Genomic DNA, 18235 nt, shown 5'->3' on the forward strand with positions numbered 1-18235 from the left:
AAAGGGTGAAAGTATGAGATATTTAATAGCCGGACAGTCGGAAAAAGGAAAGCGGAAAGGGGTAAACCAGGACTCGATATTGTTGGTTAAAGATCTTTTTTTCGGGCAGGAGTACTTACTTGCTGTTGTCTGTGACGGCATGGGTGGACTTAAGAGCGGAGAACTGGCAAGCAAGGCGGTTGTCCGCTTTTTTTCTGAATGGTTTGAGAAAACTGTACCGGAAATTTTAACAGAACAGAATGAAGAGGAGTTTGAGGATCGCTTATATGATTCCTGGGAAGTACTTCTGCAAAATGTTCATGAAAAAATAAAAAAGTATGGGCATGACAACGGGATTCAGATCGGTACAACAGTGACGGCACTGTTTTTGTGGGGAGCAGAATATTATATTGCACATATAGGTGACAGCCGTATCTATGAGATAAATCAGGACGTGGTTCAGCTTACCAGGGATCAGACACTGTCATGTTTTGAGAAACAGGGGACTCAGGTGAATGAAGACGCAAAAAAGAAAAACAGTTCGGGAGTTCTTTTGCAGGGAGTTGGCGCATCAGAAAAGATATACCCGGTATATGTCAGTGGAAAAGCAAAAGAGAAAGCAGTATATCTTCTATGCAGTGACGGTTTCAGACATTTGCTGTCTTCTTCTGAATTGGCAGAATGGTTCTGCCCGGAAGAAATGCCAGATGAAAAAAGTATGGCGGAAAAGCTCGATTGTGCAATTAATGCGATAAGAAATCGCGGGGAGAAAGATGATATTTCAGTGCTGCTGATCAGGACAGCAAATGATTAAGGAGCAGAGCTATGGAACGTATTGTAGGATCTATATATCAGATCATAAGAAAAATCGGATCGGGCGGAGGTGGGAACGTTTACCTTGCCGAACATCTGCGTCTTGGTAAAAAAGTGGTTTTAAAAGCAGATAAAAGGAAGATAACAACACGTCCGGAACTGCTTCGCCGTGAGGTGGATATTCTGAAAAATCTGCGCCATTCCTATATTCCGCAGGTCTATGACTTCTTTGAAGAAAACGGGATGGTTTATACCGTAATGGACTTTATTGAAGGAGAAAGTCTGGATAAACCGCTGAAAAGAGGCGAGCGCTTTTCACAGGCACAGGTCATCCGTTGGGCAATACAAATTCTGGAGGCACTTTGTTATCTGCATAGTCCGACACATGGAAACCCTCCGCGGGGGTATGTGCACAGTGATATAAAGCCGGGCAATCTGATGTGCACGCCCTATGGTGACATTTGCCTGATTGATTTTAATATTGCTCTTGCTTTAGGCGAAGAAAATGTAGTTGGCAGAAGTGCAGGGTATTCTTCTCCGGAATATTACGGACTGGATTATTCTGTAGTCAGTCAGGAAAGAAAAAAAGACAATACTGGAAAGCAGAAGTTGAGAAGTGATGCACAGGCGGAGCAAAGTATGTCTGCAGTTAATGAAGCGGAGGTACAAAAAGAAACGGAAGTGCAGACGGAGACTTCAATAGAGACAGAGACTCTTCTTGATTCGAAAAACAAGGTGAAGAAAGTCCCCTCTGGAATTCCTCTTAACTCTGCCGATCGTCCCTCCCAACGTTCAGGAACCGTTTACCGGAAATTTACGCCGGATGTCCGTTCGGATATCTACAGTGTGGGCGCAACCCTGTACCACCTTTTAAGCGGTGTCCGTCCCGCAGTTTATCCGAAAAAAGTGGAGCCTCTGTCGGAAAAAGAGTTCAGCCCTCAGGTGGTTCGGATCATTTCCAGGGCAATGAGCATGAATCCGGAGGAAAGATATCAGAGTGCGGCAGAGATGCTGTATGACTTTATCCATCTGCGGGAGAATGATCCGCGCACGAAACGGATGAAGCTCCGAAACAGGATCGTGTATGGCGTGACTGCTGCAGCGTTTTTCATCGGAATCGGTTCTGCATTTGTGGGACTGAAGCGGATACAGGCTGAGGAGAGCGGGCTGAAACTGGCGGAATATTCGCAGAATGCCCTGGCGGACGGAGATGTAGAAGATGCGCTCCGCTATGCGCTGGACGCTTTGCCGGAAAAGACAAATATCATTACGCCGGAAGGACCGGCGGAAGCCCAGAAGGCACTGACGGATGCTCTTGGTGTATATGATCTCTCAGACGGATACAAGAAATATGGAACGGCAGAGCTCGAGAAGAATCCGCTTTATCTGACGGCGGCACCGGATGGCACAACAGCAGTGTGCATGTATGAGGGTGCAGCCGCAGTGATTGACCTTCGAACCCTGCAAGTTACAGCAACGCTTCCAACAGTGGACTCTGCTATGGCCGAGGCGGAATATCTGGACAGCGACACGGTGATCTATGCCGGCGAAAACGGCGTTACTGCCTACAGCATTTCAGAAGACAGACAGCTCTGGTGCGGGGAGCCTGGTACCGCCATCAGTGTGGCGCGCAGCGGAAATCTAGTCGCTGCTGTCTTTGGCGATGAAAGCCGTGCAGTACTCTATAATGCACAGTCAGGAGAAAAAACGGGAGAGATTGACTTTGGAGCCAAAAAGCAGAATGTAACCATGGTGAGCGAGAACTTTGCCAACCCTGAAAATAATCTGTTCGAGATAAATGATGCCGGAACACTTCTTGCCGTAAGTTTTGCGGACGGTTCTCTGGAATTATATGACTTACCGGACAGCGGTAAGGTATCTTCCGACGGCAGTAAAAAATCAGGCGAAGGTGGCGGAGCACAGACAGACAGTGCGGATGCTCTGGAAATTCTGGATGAGCTCTCCGGTTATACATATTTCTCGGGCGGATTTAACGGAAATTATCTGGCTTTTTCTGCGGCAAATGGGGAAAACTCTGTTTTTGCAGTGATTGACGGGGAAAAGAAGCAGCAGACGATCGGGCTTCAGTCGGACAGTACCTTTCATGTACAGACAGATGAAAACGGCATCTATGTCCAGGTGAAAAATATTCTGGTGAATATAGATCCGGTCACGGGGGAGCAGACCCCGCTCGTGACAACAGACGATACGATCCGACAGTTTGTTGTCGGGGCAGAGCAGACAGCAGTCATTACGCAGGATAAGATACTGTTTTTTGACAAAAATGCACAGTTGGCTTCAGAGATGGAAGAAACAGGAGCCAGTACGCTGCTTGAGTCGGCAGGTGATCTGGTACTGTACGGTCAGATTGATACACCGGTGCTCCGGGTGTTGAAATATCGGGAAAATGCGGAAACAACGGTTTTGAACTATGATCCGTCTATTGAACACGATGAGGCAAGGATCAGCGCCGACGGGCAGACGGTGATGCTGTTTTCCTATAAAGGATTCAGTATCTGTGATATGGCAGGAAAAGAACTGATTCAGACGGTGCTCCCTGATCCGGAAGCAGTGTACGATCAGCAGTTTATCCGGGAGGACGGCCGGTCCTGTCTTGAAGTGACATACAGAGATGGAAGACTGCTGACATTTGACGCTGCAGACGGAACACGGATTTCGGAAGAAACAGCGGAAGCGCCGGATATGGAGCTGAATGAGGTTTTCTATACAGATGATTACCGGATTGAGGTTCCTCTTCATGGAACACCCCAGGTATATGATATCGAATCCGGAGAAAAACTTTATGAACTGGATGAAGATGCATTTCTTACATATGTGACGCAGACGGGGGACTATATCATCGCGCAGTATATAACTGCTGAAGGTTTCTGCTATGGAACCCTGATGGATCGGAACTGCCGTACCCTGGCAGAACTGCCATATTTGTGCGATATCGTGGATAGTGAATTATATTTTGATTATCCATCGGGAAGCATACGGAAGTCAGCGATATATGAATTGGACGAACTTGTGGATATGGCGGAGAAAGAACTAGAGCCAGGGAATTGAAGAAGGTAAAAATACCGGACGGACGCAGAGGCGTTTTCACCGAAAACGGGAAAATGAAATCTGTCGGCTGCCGCAGGTATTTTTATAAATGAAAGTATGCTTTGGCATACGGATGAACTGATGGAACAGGACTCAAAGACAGGAGGGATCATAAAAAGAAGAGTTGAATAATGAAATCTCTGTTTCCAGAAAGAAAAATATAGAAAAGAGAGCGGAAACAGAGGATAAAAAAGGAAATGAAGGATGGAGGAACATTAGAAATGAAGAAGAAATTTCTGGCATTGGCGCTGTCGATGGCACTGGTTCTTTATCCGTCCGCAGGTACAGCATTTGCCGCGGAGGAAGGAACAGGCGCAGTAACGGAAGTGAATGAAGAGACTTCCGAAGGAATTGATGCGGTCACGGAAGGTGCAGAAGACAGCGCAGAAAATGCCGAAGAAGAGAACACAGCGGCGGCTGTGGATGCTGCTGCAGAGGAAAGTGATACGGCAGGAGATGTTGCTGAGAAAGCTGCAGATGGGATCATTGCTTCCGGAGACTTTGGAGAAAATCTTACTTGGGAAGTATCCGAGGATGGTGTTTTAACTATTTCCGGAGATGGAGAGATGAATCCTGAACCGGGAGAAGCTGAACCATGGTTTAGGTATAATCCTGAAATTAAAAGTCTTGTAATTGAAGATGGTGTGACGAGTATTACAGCGTCATCATTTTCAATGAATAGTAATTTGGAAAGCATTAAAATCGGTAATACGGTTACCTGTATTGACGCATATGCGTTTGACCTTTGTACGGGGCTGAAGGAAATTGTAATTCCTGACAGTGTTACGACTATTGGGGAAGGAGCATTCCGTACATGTGAGAATTTAACAGACATCACACTTTCAAAAAATCTGGAAAATATTGAAAATAATACATTTTCTAACTGCAGCAGTCTTACAGGAATTGTAATCCCTGGCAGTGTTGAAAACATTGGAGAATATGCATTTTACGGATGTGAAGCTCTATCGGCAGTCACTATATCAGATAGTGTTACCAGTATTGGAAACAGTGCATTTGCAAGTTGCTATAACCTGAATGAGATTGTAGTTCCGAATAGTGTTGAAAATATTGGAAGAAATGCTTTTGCATACTGCGAAAATCTGGAAAAAGTAACGCTTTCGGACAATATAACCAGTATTGCTCCCAATACATTTGCGGGATGCACTAGTTTGACGGAAATTGTTATTCCTGAGGCAGTAACCACTATAGAGTCAGAGTCATTCTATGGCTGCAGCAGTCTGAGTGATGTTACAATTCCTGCAAGTGTAACAAATATTGCGTCAGATGCATTTGAGGGAACGCCCTGGTTTGAGGATCATACAGATGAAAATGGACTGGTAATTGTCAATAATATTTTGCTACAGTACATTGGGGATGCGGAATCTGTTGTAATACCTGATACAGTAACAACTATTGCAGATAATGCATTTTCTGGCAATACAAATCTGAAAAAAGTTACACTTCCGGACGGATTAACCAGTATTGGGTGGTCGGCATTTGAGGACTGCACTGCTTTGACGGATATTAATATTCCAGAAAATGTGTCCGGTATTGGAAGTGCAGCATTTGCCGGCTGCGACAGCCTTGCGGATGTAACAATACCAGATAATGTTACAACAATCCAGTACGCAACTTTTTATGGCTGTAACAGCCTTACTTCAGTAGAAATTCCGAGCAACGTTACTTCAATCGGTTCAAGAGCATTTTATGATTCGGGCTTGACAGGTGTTACAATTCCAAACAGTGTTACAGAAATTGATCAATACGCCCTTGGATATTATGGAGTAGAACATGGCGAAGGTTGGGGGATTGAACAGTTGACTCCTGTTGAGAACTTTACAATCTACGGATATGTGGATACAACAGCTCAGACCTATGCTACGGATAATGTGTTTAATTTTGTGGATCTGGAGACTCTTCCAGAACCCGAAATCCTCCCGGAACGTACCGATGAGACATACGTGATCGGTTCCGGCACCGGAGCGGTAATCTACTGTACTGGAGAGTTCGATGATTTCATCAGTGTAGAAATGGACGGCGTGCTTGTAGATCCGTCGAATTATACGGTGGAGGAAGGCTCGACTGTCCTGACCTTTGCTTCTTCCTACCTGGATACTTTATCTGTGGGAAGACACGAAGTGACGCTGAATTACATAAACGACAGCATCAGCACAACACTCACGATTCTGGAGAATGCATCCGGTACGGGTGACAATACAAATCCGGGAACAGGTACTGGTGATAACGGTTCAGGTACAGGAACGAATACAGGTTCCGGAAATAATACAAGTGGTTCCGGTACTAACACGACTGCCGGCAGCGGAACTAGCAACGGTTCCTCAAATAAAGGCACAGCCAATTCAGTAAAAACCGGCGACAATGCAAATGTCGCTTTATGGATTCTGTTGGCAGCCGGTTCTGTATGCGCAGGCGCAGCTGCATTCGGGATGAGACGAAGGGAATTAATAAAATAGGTTAAAATTTTCAAAGGGCGGGTTTTAAAGTCTCAAGGGCACAAAGCCTGCCCTTTTCTGGTGGATCTGGAGGAAGTTATTAAGTCGGGGGAAAAAGATGTTTTGTAAAAAATGCGGGGCACAGATTAAGGATGGAGCAAAATTTTGTCCGAAATGCGGAACAAAAATAGCAAGTGGTGAGGGGAAAAGTAAAGATAAGAGCGGGAAAAATTTTAAAAAAAGTAAGAAACGATATGGATTTACCGTGGGAATATTGGCAGTTTTTGCGGTAGCAGGAGTACTTGTTAAGCTGTTTGTACTGACGCCGTCGGAAGGAACAAGCACAAAAGCATTGTCTGACGGGAATAAGGTTATTGAAAGAGCAGAGGTGGATTATGTCCTGCAGGGAATTGGCGGCAAGGTGGAAATAGAAGGCCTTTCTGGAGATGAAACGGAAGCAATTAATAATGTGGCCGGAATACGGGGAGAACCAATAGATATTACAGTCAGACGGCAGCAGGTAGAAAGTGCAGTCATTAAATTTTTTTACGATGAAGAAAAAGTAGAAGATGCGCAGGCTGAAAAGTTCAAAATTGCGTACTATAACGAAGAACTGGGAAGAATGGAGCTGTTAAATACCCGGGTAGATACTCAAAAACATATGGTATCGGTAGAGACAACACATTTCAGCCGGTATGTAGTGGTGGATAGTGATGAATGGTATGAGGCATGGATTCAAAGTCAGCTTCTTATCAGAGATGAAGGTGTTGCCCGAAACTATTTTGACATTATTTTTACACTTGACTGCTCAGGAAGTATGGACGGAACCGACAAAAATGGGCTTAGTAAGCAGTGTACATATGATTTTATTAAACAGTTATATGATGGAGATTTTTTCACTGTTTTGAAATTTAGTGATACTGTGGAACCAGTTTTGTATGGTCAGAGAATAGAGGAAGTTACAAGTTGGGAAAGCATACAGCAGACCATCCAGGGAATTACAGCCGGAGGCGGGACTAATATAGAAAATGCGCTCTCGGTGAGCAGAGAATATTCGGATGGGCAGACAACAGATGCTGCAAAATTGATTGTTTTACTGTCAGACGGTCAGGCATCAGTTGGAGATGAAGTGATAAGTGAAATAAAAAATGAAGGAATAAAAGTGCTCACAATCGGGTTTGGCGATGATGCTGATGAGGAATTGTTAATGCACATAGCTGACGAAACCGGAGGTAGTTACTACAAGGTCGGAGAAGATGATATCGCGTCTGTATTTGAGAAGATACGGGAGGAATATGTTGGGGTTGATCTGGAAAACGACTCGGATAATGATGGTATACCGGATAAAGTGGAAACTACGGGAATGCGCAATCAATATGGAAAAGTGATATGTACAGATCCAAATGATCCCGATACAGATGGAGATGGTATCAGTGATGGTGTTGAAGCGGGGAAAATAGTTATAGATGAAAATGTCACGAACTTAGACAGAAGTACCGGACTGAACAAGTATGTTTATTTTGAAATGACATCAGATCCGACTGTTTACGATAAAAATACAGAATATAATCCCCAGGCGGTAATCGAATTAAGCGGAGAGCCAGATGAAAATGCGGAAAATGTAAATATTGAGATCGAGATATCGAATGGAGCTGCAAAAATATCAGTGGATAAGGAATCGAAGAACCGGGTTAATGATATTGAAAATCCGAGAATCAGCCTTTCTTATCCGGCGTGTATGACAACAGAAGACAGTGAAATAAAACTGGACAGTATTGCCAGTGGCGAGAGCAAAACTGCAGTAATTGCATTTCAGCATAATTCGCAGAAATGTGACGGTGAAAAGCATGTTGTTGTGGCAAAAATTCGAGGAGACAATATTACGGAAACAGACAGGGAACTGAGACTTTCCGGGATGTACTGGTATGAAAAAATCGATATAGATGACGATACTCCTGTTCTCCAATTGATTGAAAAAGTCCGCGCATATTCAAGTTCATATGATGAACACAGTCTGGAAGAGGTATTTAGTGATTCGTCTTTGCCCCCCGAAGAAATCAGATCGTTCTGGGACAGACAGAGGAGTGACCTCACTATGCGTTGGAGACTGAACTATTTATGCAATGATGACATCTATGTGGCGCATGCATTTCGCATGTATATGGAAGATAAAGGAATCATATCAAAAGGAGTTCTGGAATTATCTAAAATTGTATTCAATGACGGAGTGGTGAATAAAGTTATAAACCATCCGGAAAAAAATCGTTATAAGCAAATGTTGTTGGAATATATCAATTATTCTATGGAAGACGTGCAGAATGAGTTTCAGATCAGCGCACTAATGAAAGGTTACAGCGGGGTAATCAGTTCTTACAATGGTTTAAGTGGAGAGCTGATGAATCAGCAGATGATTCTTAGTACGGAATGCAGGACTGCATTGGATACAATTAATTCGAATCTGGAGTATCTGAATGGAGCAGATAAAACGGTGGAAGGAATAAGCAGCCGGATCGGGATACTTGTAGAGCAGGGAGAAATACTCCGAAAGGGTGGCGTTGAAGTCAATGTAACAGAAACGGTTAAATCGGATGTGTTGGAAGGGCTTGAAAATGAATATAACCGTCTGAACAATATAAAAAAAGCTGCCGGAGCAGTAGGACTTGCGTTTAATATTTCTTCGGATGCAATTGAGATGTATAACAATGTAACCAGGATTACTGCGACATCTGAGGCTTATCAGGAGTATGAGAACCTTCTGGGACTGATTGCAGAGAAAACGAAATACCCGGAATTAAAAGAAGCTGCAGAAGAATTACAGGTAGAAATGAGGAATCAATATAAGCTGTATGCGGATGAAAGTTGGAATTTTATGATGAAAACAGGCATAAATGTACTTTCAACACTGTCGGGAATTGCCCTGTCTGATTTTGCTGGAGCAGCTTCAAATATCGTTTCCACCGCAGGGCTTACTGCGACTGTAGGAAAGTTTTTACTGAACGCTACTCTTGGAATTGATGACCTTTTGGAAAGCTCTGTATATGTCATAGGCGCAAGCGAGGTAGCGGATATATTATCGCAGAGATTATTGGAATGCAGGGACGAATTTAATACAGCGTATTACAGGTCTATGAATGAAGCATATCAGACAGCACTGGATTTCCAGTATTATTATACGCACTTGCAGAAAATCAGAATTTATGGAGAAGAGCAGTACCTGAAGATGAAAGGAATGGATGGCGCCATGGAAGTATTTGGAGACCTGATTAAGGAATGGAATGATTATGAAGAGGCGCATGAGATATGTACGGATACGATTGAAAAAATAGAGGATATGAAGTTTTAAAGTTACAGTTTTGACAGGTAAAAAGAGTTTGTATGAAAATCTGTTGAAAAGAGAAGCCTCGGTATATGCAGTGTAGACTAATTTATATAGAAAAATAAGTTCACAGGAGAACCAACATGTCAAAACGAAAGAACCCCCCAAAAGCAAAAAACACAAAAATTACGGCAAATCAGGTTACAGACCCACAGAAAAAACCGGGTCCCCAGCCCTTGAAAATTTTCATCAGCACCGCACCTTTTCTGATCGGGCTGTACTATGAGTGGATGTCTGCTCTGGCATGCATTTTCCTTCTGGGATATCTTGTGTACTGTTATCGGATTACCGGGAAAATCAGGATCAATGTGAACCTTCTTCTCATTGCTGCGGCGGTACTTCCGGTGGCATACGGGCTTAGCGCTTTCTGGGCTGTCGATTCCGGTATGGCGCTGTTCGGAATGGTCAAATATCTCCCTCTTCCCGTATTTGTACTGGCAGCAGATCAGGTGGAAAATGAAGAAAGAAAAGCGCTCCTGGATTATGTGCCACTATCCGGAGCAGTTATGACGGTGACATCCGGAGTGTTAAGCATGATACCGTCGATGAATACATTCTTCACTGTGAACGGACGTCTGGCAGGATTTTTCCAGTATCCGAATACATTTGCACTTTATCTTCTGGTGGGGATTATCATACTGATGACAAACGGAAAGTGGGAGAAAAAGAAAATCATTGTTCTGCTGATTCTTGCCGGCGGGATTATTCTCAGCGGAAGCCGTACCGGCTTTGTTTTATTTGCAGTGACGGTTGTATGTTTCTGTTTCCTTCTGAGCGACAGGAGAATCCGGCTCAGACTTGCAGGCATACTTGTGTTGCTTATTGCCGTGGCGGGAATCTATGTGACTGTCACAGGAGATACATCGACTGTCGGGCGCTTTCTGACTACTTCTTTTTCTTCCAGCACGTTTCTGGGACGTATCCTGTATTTTAAAGATGCGCTTCCGGTTATTCTGTCACATCCTTTCGGTCTGGGATATCTGGGATACTATTATACACAGGGGGCGTTTCAGACCGGCGTATATTCGGTTGTGAATGTACACAATGAACTGCTTCAGATGCTGCTTGATGTGGGGTGGATTCCGACGGTTATATTTGTATGTGCCTTCATTCAGGGAATTTGCAGGGGAAATCTGCAGAGCCGCATGACAGCTCTGGTGATTGCCGTACACAGCATGTTTGATTTCAATCTGCAGTTTTTATCGCTCTTTTTTGTCCTTCTTGCATCCCTGCAGCCGGAGAAGAGGAAAGTCCCACAGAAAGAATTTAATTTCCGGGGAAAATATGTGGAAAAATCAGCAGGAATTATTATCTGTTGCGTCAGCCTCTATTTCGGCACTGCGTCGGGGCTGTATTATCTGAAAGCGTACTCAGCAGCAGTTTCTCTGTATCCCGGGTATACGAATGCCTGGGTGCAGCTTCTTACTCAGGAAGACGCAGTGGAAGGAATGGAGGGGACGGCAGACAGGATTCTTGTAATGAACCCGAATAATCCTCTGGCAAATGATGCAAAAGCCAGGGCAGCCTATTCCCGGGGAAATTTCGGAAGCATGATTGAATACAAACATCAGGCACTGGAGTATTACAGATATAATCTGCAGGAGTATCTGGATTACTTCAACATGCTGTACGTGGGCTATCAGCTTTATCTGGAAAACGGTGATCCGGACAGCGCCGCAGTATGTGCGCAGGAGATGAAGGCGATTCCGGAGATGCTCGATACAGTGAAAGCGCAGACAGATCCCCTTGCATATGAAATTGCAGACAAACCGCAACTGGAACTGCCATCGGAATATGTGCAGATTCTGGAAAACATCTGAAAAAGCGCCGTCCCCGCCAGGCTTATGCCTGTGCGGAAACCGGCGCTTTTTCCTTATCGTTTTCCTTTTCAGTTTTTTTCTCCCGGAAGATCAGACGGAATACAAATCTGACAAAGGGACCTGCATAGCACATCTGCCAGAAGAAAGCCATGGGGAAGTTTAATGCAACTGTCTCAAGCCATACCGGAATGATGCTGCTGCCTGCATCTTTGAAGAGCAGAACTGCGATAAAGCTCATCAGCGGACACATCCACATCACTGACACGGCAGAGATGGCAAGCACAAGATGGAACGGATTTTCTTTCTCCGGATTAACGATTTTAAAAGCCGTCTTTTTTGCCATTTTTCCGACAAAGAAAAAGTCCAGAATAAAGGCAGCCGGAGCCATAATAACCAGTTCGTGGAACGCTGCAGTGAATACAGAAGCATTCATACCGCCCATGTTCAGAGCGATATTGTAACAGATCATGGCGTAGACCATAACAAAGACCATAATAATTGTAAAAATAACATCCTGAAATTTGTTTTTAGGCATAAAAAATCCTCCTTCAAATGATTTAATGAGCAGCAGAAAACCGTGTTGTTCGTTAATCATTCGGGGAGAATGTACGTTTCCAATAATAACCTGAATTTTCTCAGCCGTGCAATTCTATCATATTCAGCCGACAGAAGTCAAGCAAAAATTTTCTGTAAAATTTCAAGGGAAATATCAAATGGATGCCGAAGGACTTTGACAGCAGCCCCTATGCAGACTATAATAAAAACAGAGGTTAGCATGATCTAATCTTATAACTTAAAGAAAGAAGGTTTATGGAATGGGAAGATACTATCGTTTGTCAAAGAAGATCACAGAGGAGATGGCTGAGGAGATCCTGCAGGAGGTCCGTGGGATTGAAGATGTGGAAAAGGCAGAATTTCTGGAGGAGAATACGAAGATCCTTGTGACTACGGAGAAGGAGAAATATCCGGATGTAATGACACGGATCGTAAATATTTTCAGCCGGATCGGTAAAGGGTGCGAGCTCTCCTTTGCGGGATTCGAGCATGAGTAATCAGCATTAAACATGAGTACTGATCGTTAAAGGAGGACTTTCCCCATGGACAGGGACATCATCCTGATCGCAGACGATGAGAAAGAGATCGCGGATCTTCTGGAACTCTATCTGAAAAACGAGGGGTTCGAGATCCGCAAGTTCTATGATCCCTTTGAGGCGCAGAAATGTGTGGAGAGTGAGCCGGTCAGCCTGGCGCTTCTCGATGTGATGATGCCGGGGATGGACGGTTTTGCACTGTGCAGGAAGATCCGGGAGAAGCACCTGTTTCCGGTGATCATGCTGACGGCAAAGGACGGGGATTTTGACAAGATTCAGGGACTTACCCTTGGGGCGGACGATTATATTACGAAGCCATTCAATCCCCTGGAGGTTGTGGCGCGTGTCAGAACGCAGCTCCGCCGATATAAACAGTACAATACGGGACAATCTGCAGCGGCGGGACCGGAGGAATACGATATCCGGGGGCTGTACATCTGCCAGGAGAGCCACAAGTGTACCCTGAACGGCGAAGCGCTTACCCTTACGCCTTTTGAATTCAGTATTCTCTGGTATCTGTGCAGGAATCACGGACGTGTTGTTCCGGCGGAAGAACTTTTTGAGAAAGTCTGGGGTGAAAAGTTTCTGGAGAGCAGCAACAATACGGTGATGGCGCATATTGCCCGCCTGAGGGAGAAGATGCACGAACCGGCCAGAAAACCAAGATATATAAAAACGGTCTGGGGGGTCGGCTACACCATTGAGTAGAAGAGAAGAAAAGAAATCGTTCGGCAAAAATGAGAAGAGAGCGTACAGCAAGGCGGCGGGGAAGAACGCGGCAAAACTTCTCGGGGCACTTCTGGCATTCGAGATGGGTTTCCTCTTTCTGATTCTGGTGGCTGTAATTATTGTGGAGGCTTCCAGTCTCTACTATACGGAGGCGTTTACGGCAGCCCGTCCGGTTCTGGTGATTCTGATGTATATTGTATTTTTTGCGGGATCTCTGGCAGGATGCGGATGGATCATTTACCGTTTTATGCTTCGGCCCATGAAAGACCTGGAGGATGTGGCGGAAGCGGCGCGTGAGCTTGCGCACCCCACGGAGCACCCGGTCGTCCTGCCGGGCGGGCTGGAGGAGATACAGGACGACCTCAACCGGGTGCGGGAGCAGGCGCTTGAGAGCAGGCAGGCAGCCCGGGAGGCGGAAAAGCAGAAGGATGACCTTCTCGTATATCTCGCCCATGATCTGCGGACGCCTCTGACCAGCATTATCGGCTATCTGAAGCTGATCGAGGATGAGCCGGAGCTGCCCTGGGATCTGGTCGTCAAGTATACCGGAATCGCACGGGAGAAAACGGAGCGGCTTGAGGAGCTGATCAATGAGTTCTTCGAGATCACGCGCTTTACCACCAACCGGCTGTCCCTGGAATTTTCATCTGTAAACTTAAGCCGGATGCTCCGTCAGATCGCTTTTGAGTTCAATCCGATTCTGAAGGAAAAGGAACTGGAATGGGATCTTCATATACCGGAAGGAATTGAGATCACCTGCGATCCGGACAAAATGGAGCGGGCAGTGGACAACCTGATCCGGAACGCGGTCAATTACAGCTACAGGCAGAGCCGCATTTCGTTCTCCCTGGAGAAAGCCGGAGAGAGTGTGAAGATCTGCATGGAAAACCGCGGGCAGACGATTCCGCAGGAAAAACTGGAGCGGATTTTCGAGCAGTTCTACCGCCTGGACGGGGCGCGTTCCAGCGACAGCGGCGGAGCTGGGCTGGGGCTGGCGATTGCGAGAGAGATCGTGAGGGCGCACGGCGGGACAATCGCGGCATACAGTGCAGATGAGAAGATCCGCTTTGAGATCGACCTCCCTCTGCGTCATGTGGAAATAGAACAGCATCCGGCGTAAAATCGCTTTCTGGAGAACCAGGTTCCGCATCGGTCATTCATTGTAAGAAAATCGTAAGATTTGTGTCAGAAAAATATCACAACTTCACAAGGGAAAACAAAAACACGGGACTTCCTGTGCTGATATAATCAAACCATCAGCAAGGGAAGTCCTTTTTGCAGGCTTCCGGACAGGGAGGAATGGAAAAATGAGAAAGCCGGTGTTTTTGGGGAAGATTCGATACGGGGGCTGTATTCTGACATTTATGCAGGGCATCCTGCTTGTTCTGACTGCTATTTTTCTGCTCGGTCAGGCATATTCGGATGTCTGGCAGAGTTATCCGGACAATTATTCGGACAATTATCCGGACAGTTATTCGGACAGTTATCCGGACGGTCATCCGGTCAGCTATTCAGACAGCTGTACGGACGGTAGCACGGACGGCGCGGCACAGCAGGAAAAGGGAAATGTGCTTACTGTCTATCTGAAGAATGTGCCGGAGGAGCTTCAGGAGAAGGCAGCCGGAACTCTGTTTGAGCTTGCGGCCCGGGAGAACCTGTTCCTGGTACGCACGGACGAGGTGCTCCTGGATGACGGCTCCCACGGAGGATGGCAGATTGGAATATACGGAAATCCCGATGCGGGAGAAGAAAAGGAGCTTTATTTTCCTGACTGCCGGTTTCTGGACTGCGAGGTACTGAACGGGGAGAAGATCCGCTCCCTTCTTACGGTGGAGGATCCTGAAAGTACGCTTGGCGTGGACAGCGGAAGTGCCTCAAGCGTCGGGAATATTCCGACATTCCGTTTTGCGGGAAATGCAGTGGTGCGAAAGCTTCCGGCGCTGATTGAGAAAAGCGGTACGGTAAACGGTGTCTACAGATTTGTGGGGCTCTCGAAAGATGCGCAGCTGCAGGATGTACAGCAGCAGAAGGCGAAGGAGATATTAAGCACTCTTTCCGAAGTTTGCCAGGTGACTGAGGAGTCCCTGACCGGGGAAAGCGGCGGCAGTGTCAGGGACAGCGGGCTGATGGGAATGATCCTTCTGGTCTTCCTCTGTGCCCAGATCTTTTTAAATATTGTGTTTTTCCTGCTGGTGGTGATGAAAAATCTCGGCAAACAGGGAAAACTTGCCCTGCTCGGGTGGACGCCTGCCGCATTTGCCATTGTACTTCTGCGGGGATTCCTTCTTTTCGCGGCGGCGGAAATCCCGTTTCTCGCTGTCGCAGGATATCTTCTGTCCGGTTGGAATGTGTTTTCGCCCATGCTGGCAGGAATTATCCTGGCGGCGGCAGCGGGAAATGTGGTTCTGACAGGCGCAGAACTGTTCCTTGCAGCAGTGGTTATTCTGTTTACAAAACCGCTGGATGCGATTCGGGGACGCATCCCGAAGAAGAGGCTTTATGCCCTTGCAGCGGCCGCTTATCTCGCCGTCAGCGCAGGACTTGTATTCTGTGGAGTGTACGTGGATCAGCCGGCCCGGTCCCTGTATGAAAATGCAAAACTTTCCGGCAGGTGGAGCCAGGTATCCGGCTATCAGGTACTTGGAAGCATTTCAGTGGGAGAGGACGGGGAATCTTTTCAGGGCGGCTCCAACCGTCTCGATCAGGATCTCTGGGAGTGGTATTCCGGGATCGCGGATCAGGAAGGCGTTTACCTGATTCATACGGAATACTATGACAGGGAAGTTTTGAATGCCTGGGAGAGCAGCAGAACTTACGCGTCTGTCCCGGGAGAGCCTCTCTGGCTTTTCACCATGTCGCCGAATTATTTAAGGCAGCAGAATATTGAGCTGGACGGGGAAGAACTGCTCGCGGCGGAGGAGGGAACAAGACTCTATCTTCTGCCTGCGGATCTGAAAGGGGAAGAGGCGGAAAGGATGAAAAAATGGCTCGTGGAGCGGGATACGAAGAGCATTGGCAGCGGTGATATCCGGACGGCATTTACCCGGGAGCAGAAGTTTGCTTTCGCCTTTTATGAACCGGAGCAGGAGATGTTTACCTGGTCGGAGGAGGAAGAAAGCGCGCTGACCGAAAGTGCTCCTGTGATCTGTGTGGTGACGCCGGAAAATATGAAATATACAGAGACGGAGGGGCTGAGAGTGAGCGGACTTTCCGGTTATCTGAAATTTGCAGACAGGCAGACAGCGGAAATGTATACATCCCCGGAACTTCTGGGGAAATATCATCTGTCAGACAATCAGCCGGTTTTCCGGTCGGTACAGGATTACATCGACGGAATTCAGAAACAGCTCCGGACGACAATCCTGTGGTTTGGAGGTGTATTCCTTGTCCTGACAGTAATTCTCGCAGGACTTCTTCTTACCCTAGCCGCAGTCTACCGGATGGCGAATAAGGAGAAGATCGCCGTGAAGAAATTCCTGGGATATGGGACGTGGCAGATCTGCAGGGGACCGGCACTGCTTCCGGGCGTGGTTTTTCTGATACAGTTTCTGGCAGTATATGCCATGGAGTCACGGGCGGGAGTCCTTCTGATTCTCTTTTCCGCAGCCGTTCAGGGCGCCATTTTTGCAGGATATATGTCGCGGATGGAAGAAAAGCAGATGATTCAGTATTTTAAAGGAGTGTGAAACATATGTATGCGGTAGAAGTGAGAAATCTGACGAAAAAATTCGGAAAACGGGTGATATTTGAACAGGAAGATCTGCAGATCGAGGAGGGAAAACTTACAGCCATAACGGGACCTTCCGGCTGCGGAAAATCTACGCTTCTGAATATCATAGGCGCTCTTGAGGATTACGATGGCGGGAGCATCCGCATTTTCGGAAGGGAAGTGCCGAAACCCGGCAGCAGGAAGGCGACGCTTTTGCGCAGAAATACGGTCAATTATCTCTTCCAGTCTTTCGCCCTTGTCAGTGATATGACGGTATGTGAAAATCTTCTTCTGGCCATGCATTTTGTGGGAATTTCCCGGAGAGAGAAAGAAAAAAGGATCAGCCGGGTACTGGAATCTGTAGGGCTTGGGAAAATGAAGAATGCTGTTGTAAATACTCTGTCAGGTGGAGAGCAGCAGAGAGTGGCTCTGGCGAGAACTCTGCTGAAGCCCGGTAAGCTGCTGTTAGCGGACGAGCCTACCGGAGCACTGGACGAAGCTGCGGCATATCAGGCTTTCTCCCTGCTGAAAGAACTGTGCAGGCAGTATAGGAAGACGGTTGTCATGGTGACCCACAGCAGGGAACTTGCTTCTATGGCAGACCGGGTGATTGAACTTGCATGAATGAGGCTCTGCCGGCGGCAGAGCCTCAGGGGGTTGAATATTGGCGGAAACAGCGGTATGCGTTGTCAGTCTTTCCCTTCCGGACAACTCATGCCGGCCGCTGCGTTTATTGCGCTTTCTTTATCTGCGTATCCCAGGCCATAAGCATTGCTGAAGTTAAGGCTTGCACCCGAGAAATCAATGCCGTTCGGAACTGTATTATATTTATGATAATACAGCTTGCAGTTCTGACATTCCTGCTTGTTGGCAGAATAATATCTTCCCAGGGAGCACGGGTCAGAGCTGCTGGCGATATTCTCATCCATTGCCACTGATACGATATTCATTTTCGGTTCTACATATTTTTTCATAATTTATTCATCCTTTCAATGTACACCCCTTCTACAAAAATATAGCAACTTTATCCGTATGTGTCAATAACTGACCTTCTTGAGTTTCCGCAGAATTATCCCCCTCAGATATATCTGCCGCCTTTTGTTATTCACAACTTTCAAAAAATGGCCAAAATATAAGGAATCCTGTTCCTTTTTGAT

At 46.4% G+C, this 18235-nt stretch carries 12 protein-coding genes; 10 read left to right on the plus strand and 2 right to left on the minus strand.

Translation table 11 applies throughout. From position 1 onward, the window contains the following. Positions 1-13 precede the first annotated feature (13 nt). From B5F07_RS08720 to B5F07_RS08740, 5 genes are all read left to right on the plus strand, one after another. A complete protein-coding gene (locus B5F07_RS08720; RefSeq protein WP_087160889.1) occupies positions 14-793 on the plus strand; it encodes a PP2C family protein-serine/threonine phosphatase in 780 nt (259 codons plus the stop codon). An 11-nt stretch (positions 794-804) separates the two neighbouring features. Continuing rightward, on the plus strand, positions 805-3861 hold the full coding sequence (locus tag B5F07_RS08725) for a serine/threonine protein kinase (RefSeq protein WP_087160890.1): 3057 nt from the start codon (positions 805-807) through the stop codon (positions 3859-3861). Positions 3862-4121: 260 nt separating this feature from the next. Continuing rightward, positions 4122-6374, plus strand: a complete 2253-nt coding sequence (locus B5F07_RS08730) for a leucine-rich repeat domain-containing protein (protein WP_162613083.1) — start codon at positions 4122-4124, stop codon at positions 6372-6374. A gap of 97 nt (positions 6375-6471) precedes the next feature. Beyond that, a complete protein-coding gene (locus B5F07_RS08735) occupies positions 6472-9696 on the plus strand; it encodes a VWA domain-containing protein (RefSeq protein ID WP_087160909.1) in 3225 nt (1074 codons plus the stop codon). A 116-nt stretch (positions 9697-9812) separates the two neighbouring features. Next, positions 9813-11549, plus strand: a complete 1737-nt coding sequence (locus B5F07_RS08740) for an O-antigen ligase family protein (RefSeq protein ID WP_087160892.1) — start codon at positions 9813-9815, stop codon at positions 11547-11549. A 22-nt stretch (positions 11550-11571) separates the two neighbouring features. Here the strand turns inward: B5F07_RS08740 and B5F07_RS08745 are convergent, their stop codons facing one another. Further along, positions 11572-12084, minus strand: coding sequence for a DUF2798 domain-containing protein (locus B5F07_RS08745; RefSeq protein WP_087160893.1), 513 nt, complete (start codon positions 12082-12084; stop codon positions 11572-11574). A 280-nt stretch (positions 12085-12364) separates the two neighbouring features. Here B5F07_RS08745 and B5F07_RS08750 point away from each other — a divergent pair, with 280 nt between their 5' ends. The 5 genes from B5F07_RS08750 (at position 12365) to B5F07_RS08770 (ending at position 17702) form a co-directional block, all read left to right on the plus strand. Beyond that, positions 12365-12601: a hypothetical protein gene (locus B5F07_RS08750; protein ID WP_087160894.1), complete on the plus strand. Its 237-nt coding sequence runs from the start codon at positions 12365-12367 to the stop codon at positions 12599-12601. Between the two features lie 45 nt (positions 12602-12646). Next, positions 12647-13348, plus strand: coding sequence for a VanR-ABDEGLN family response regulator transcription factor (vanR, locus tag B5F07_RS08755; RefSeq protein WP_087160895.1), 702 nt, complete (start codon positions 12647-12649; stop codon positions 13346-13348). Beyond that, entirely contained in the window at positions 13341-14489 is a 1149-nt protein-coding gene (locus B5F07_RS08760) for a sensor histidine kinase (protein WP_087160896.1), read from the plus strand. Before vanR ends, B5F07_RS08760 begins: the two co-directional genes overlap by 8 nt. A gap of 187 nt (positions 14490-14676) precedes the next feature. Beyond that, complete coding sequence (locus B5F07_RS08765) at positions 14677-17055, plus strand: hypothetical protein (protein ID WP_087160897.1); 2379 nt, start codon at positions 14677-14679, stop codon at positions 17053-17055. Positions 17056-17060: 5 nt separating this feature from the next. Next, positions 17061-17702 (plus strand): ABC transporter ATP-binding protein, encoded by a 642-nt coding sequence (locus B5F07_RS08770; RefSeq protein ID WP_087160898.1) that lies wholly within the window; start codon positions 17061-17063, stop codon positions 17700-17702. 65 nt (positions 17703-17767) lie between these two features. Here the strand turns inward: B5F07_RS08770 and B5F07_RS08775 are convergent, their stop codons facing one another. Then, the gene (locus B5F07_RS08775; RefSeq protein ID WP_087160899.1) at positions 17768-18052 is read right to left on the minus strand and encodes a hypothetical protein; all 285 of its coding nucleotides are present in this window, start codon (positions 18050-18052) and stop codon (positions 17768-17770) included. Between the last annotated feature and the right edge of the window lie 183 nt (positions 18053-18235).

Source organism: Lachnoclostridium sp. An169, from assembly GCF_002160525.1.
GTDB classification, from domain to species: domain Bacteria; phylum Bacillota; class Clostridia; order Lachnospirales; family Lachnospiraceae; genus Mediterraneibacter; species Mediterraneibacter cottocaccae.

Excerpts from the sequence above, each read along its gene's own strand:
- B5F07_RS08720 (WP_087160889.1), top strand. The coding sequence starts at position 14 with ATGAGATATTTAATAGCCGGACAGTCGGAAAAAGGAAAGCGGAAAGGG.
- B5F07_RS08725 (WP_087160890.1), top strand. The coding sequence starts at position 805 with ATGGAACGTATTGTAGGATCTATATATCAGATCATAAGAAAAATCGGA.
- B5F07_RS08730 (WP_162613083.1), top strand. The coding sequence starts at position 4,122 with ATGAAGAAGAAATTTCTGGCATTGGCGCTGTCGATGGCACTGGTTCTT.
- B5F07_RS08735 (WP_087160909.1), top strand. The coding sequence starts at position 6,472 with ATGTTTTGTAAAAAATGCGGGGCACAGATTAAGGATGGAGCAAAATTT.
- B5F07_RS08740 (WP_087160892.1), top strand. The coding sequence starts at position 9,813 with ATGTCAAAACGAAAGAACCCCCCAAAAGCAAAAAACACAAAAATTACG.
- B5F07_RS08745 (WP_087160893.1), bottom strand. The coding sequence starts at position 12,084 with ATGCCTAAAAACAAATTTCAGGATGTTATTTTTACAATTATTATGGTC.
- B5F07_RS08750 (WP_087160894.1), top strand. The coding sequence starts at position 12,365 with ATGGGAAGATACTATCGTTTGTCAAAGAAGATCACAGAGGAGATGGCT.
- vanR (WP_087160895.1), top strand. The coding sequence starts at position 12,647 with ATGGACAGGGACATCATCCTGATCGCAGACGATGAGAAAGAGATCGCG.
- B5F07_RS08765 (WP_087160897.1), top strand. The coding sequence starts at position 14,677 with ATGAGAAAGCCGGTGTTTTTGGGGAAGATTCGATACGGGGGCTGTATT.
- B5F07_RS08770 (WP_087160898.1), top strand. The coding sequence starts at position 17,061 with ATGTATGCGGTAGAAGTGAGAAATCTGACGAAAAAATTCGGAAAACGG.
- B5F07_RS08775 (WP_087160899.1), bottom strand. The coding sequence starts at position 18,052 with ATGAAAAAATATGTAGAACCGAAAATGAATATCGTATCAGTGGCAATG.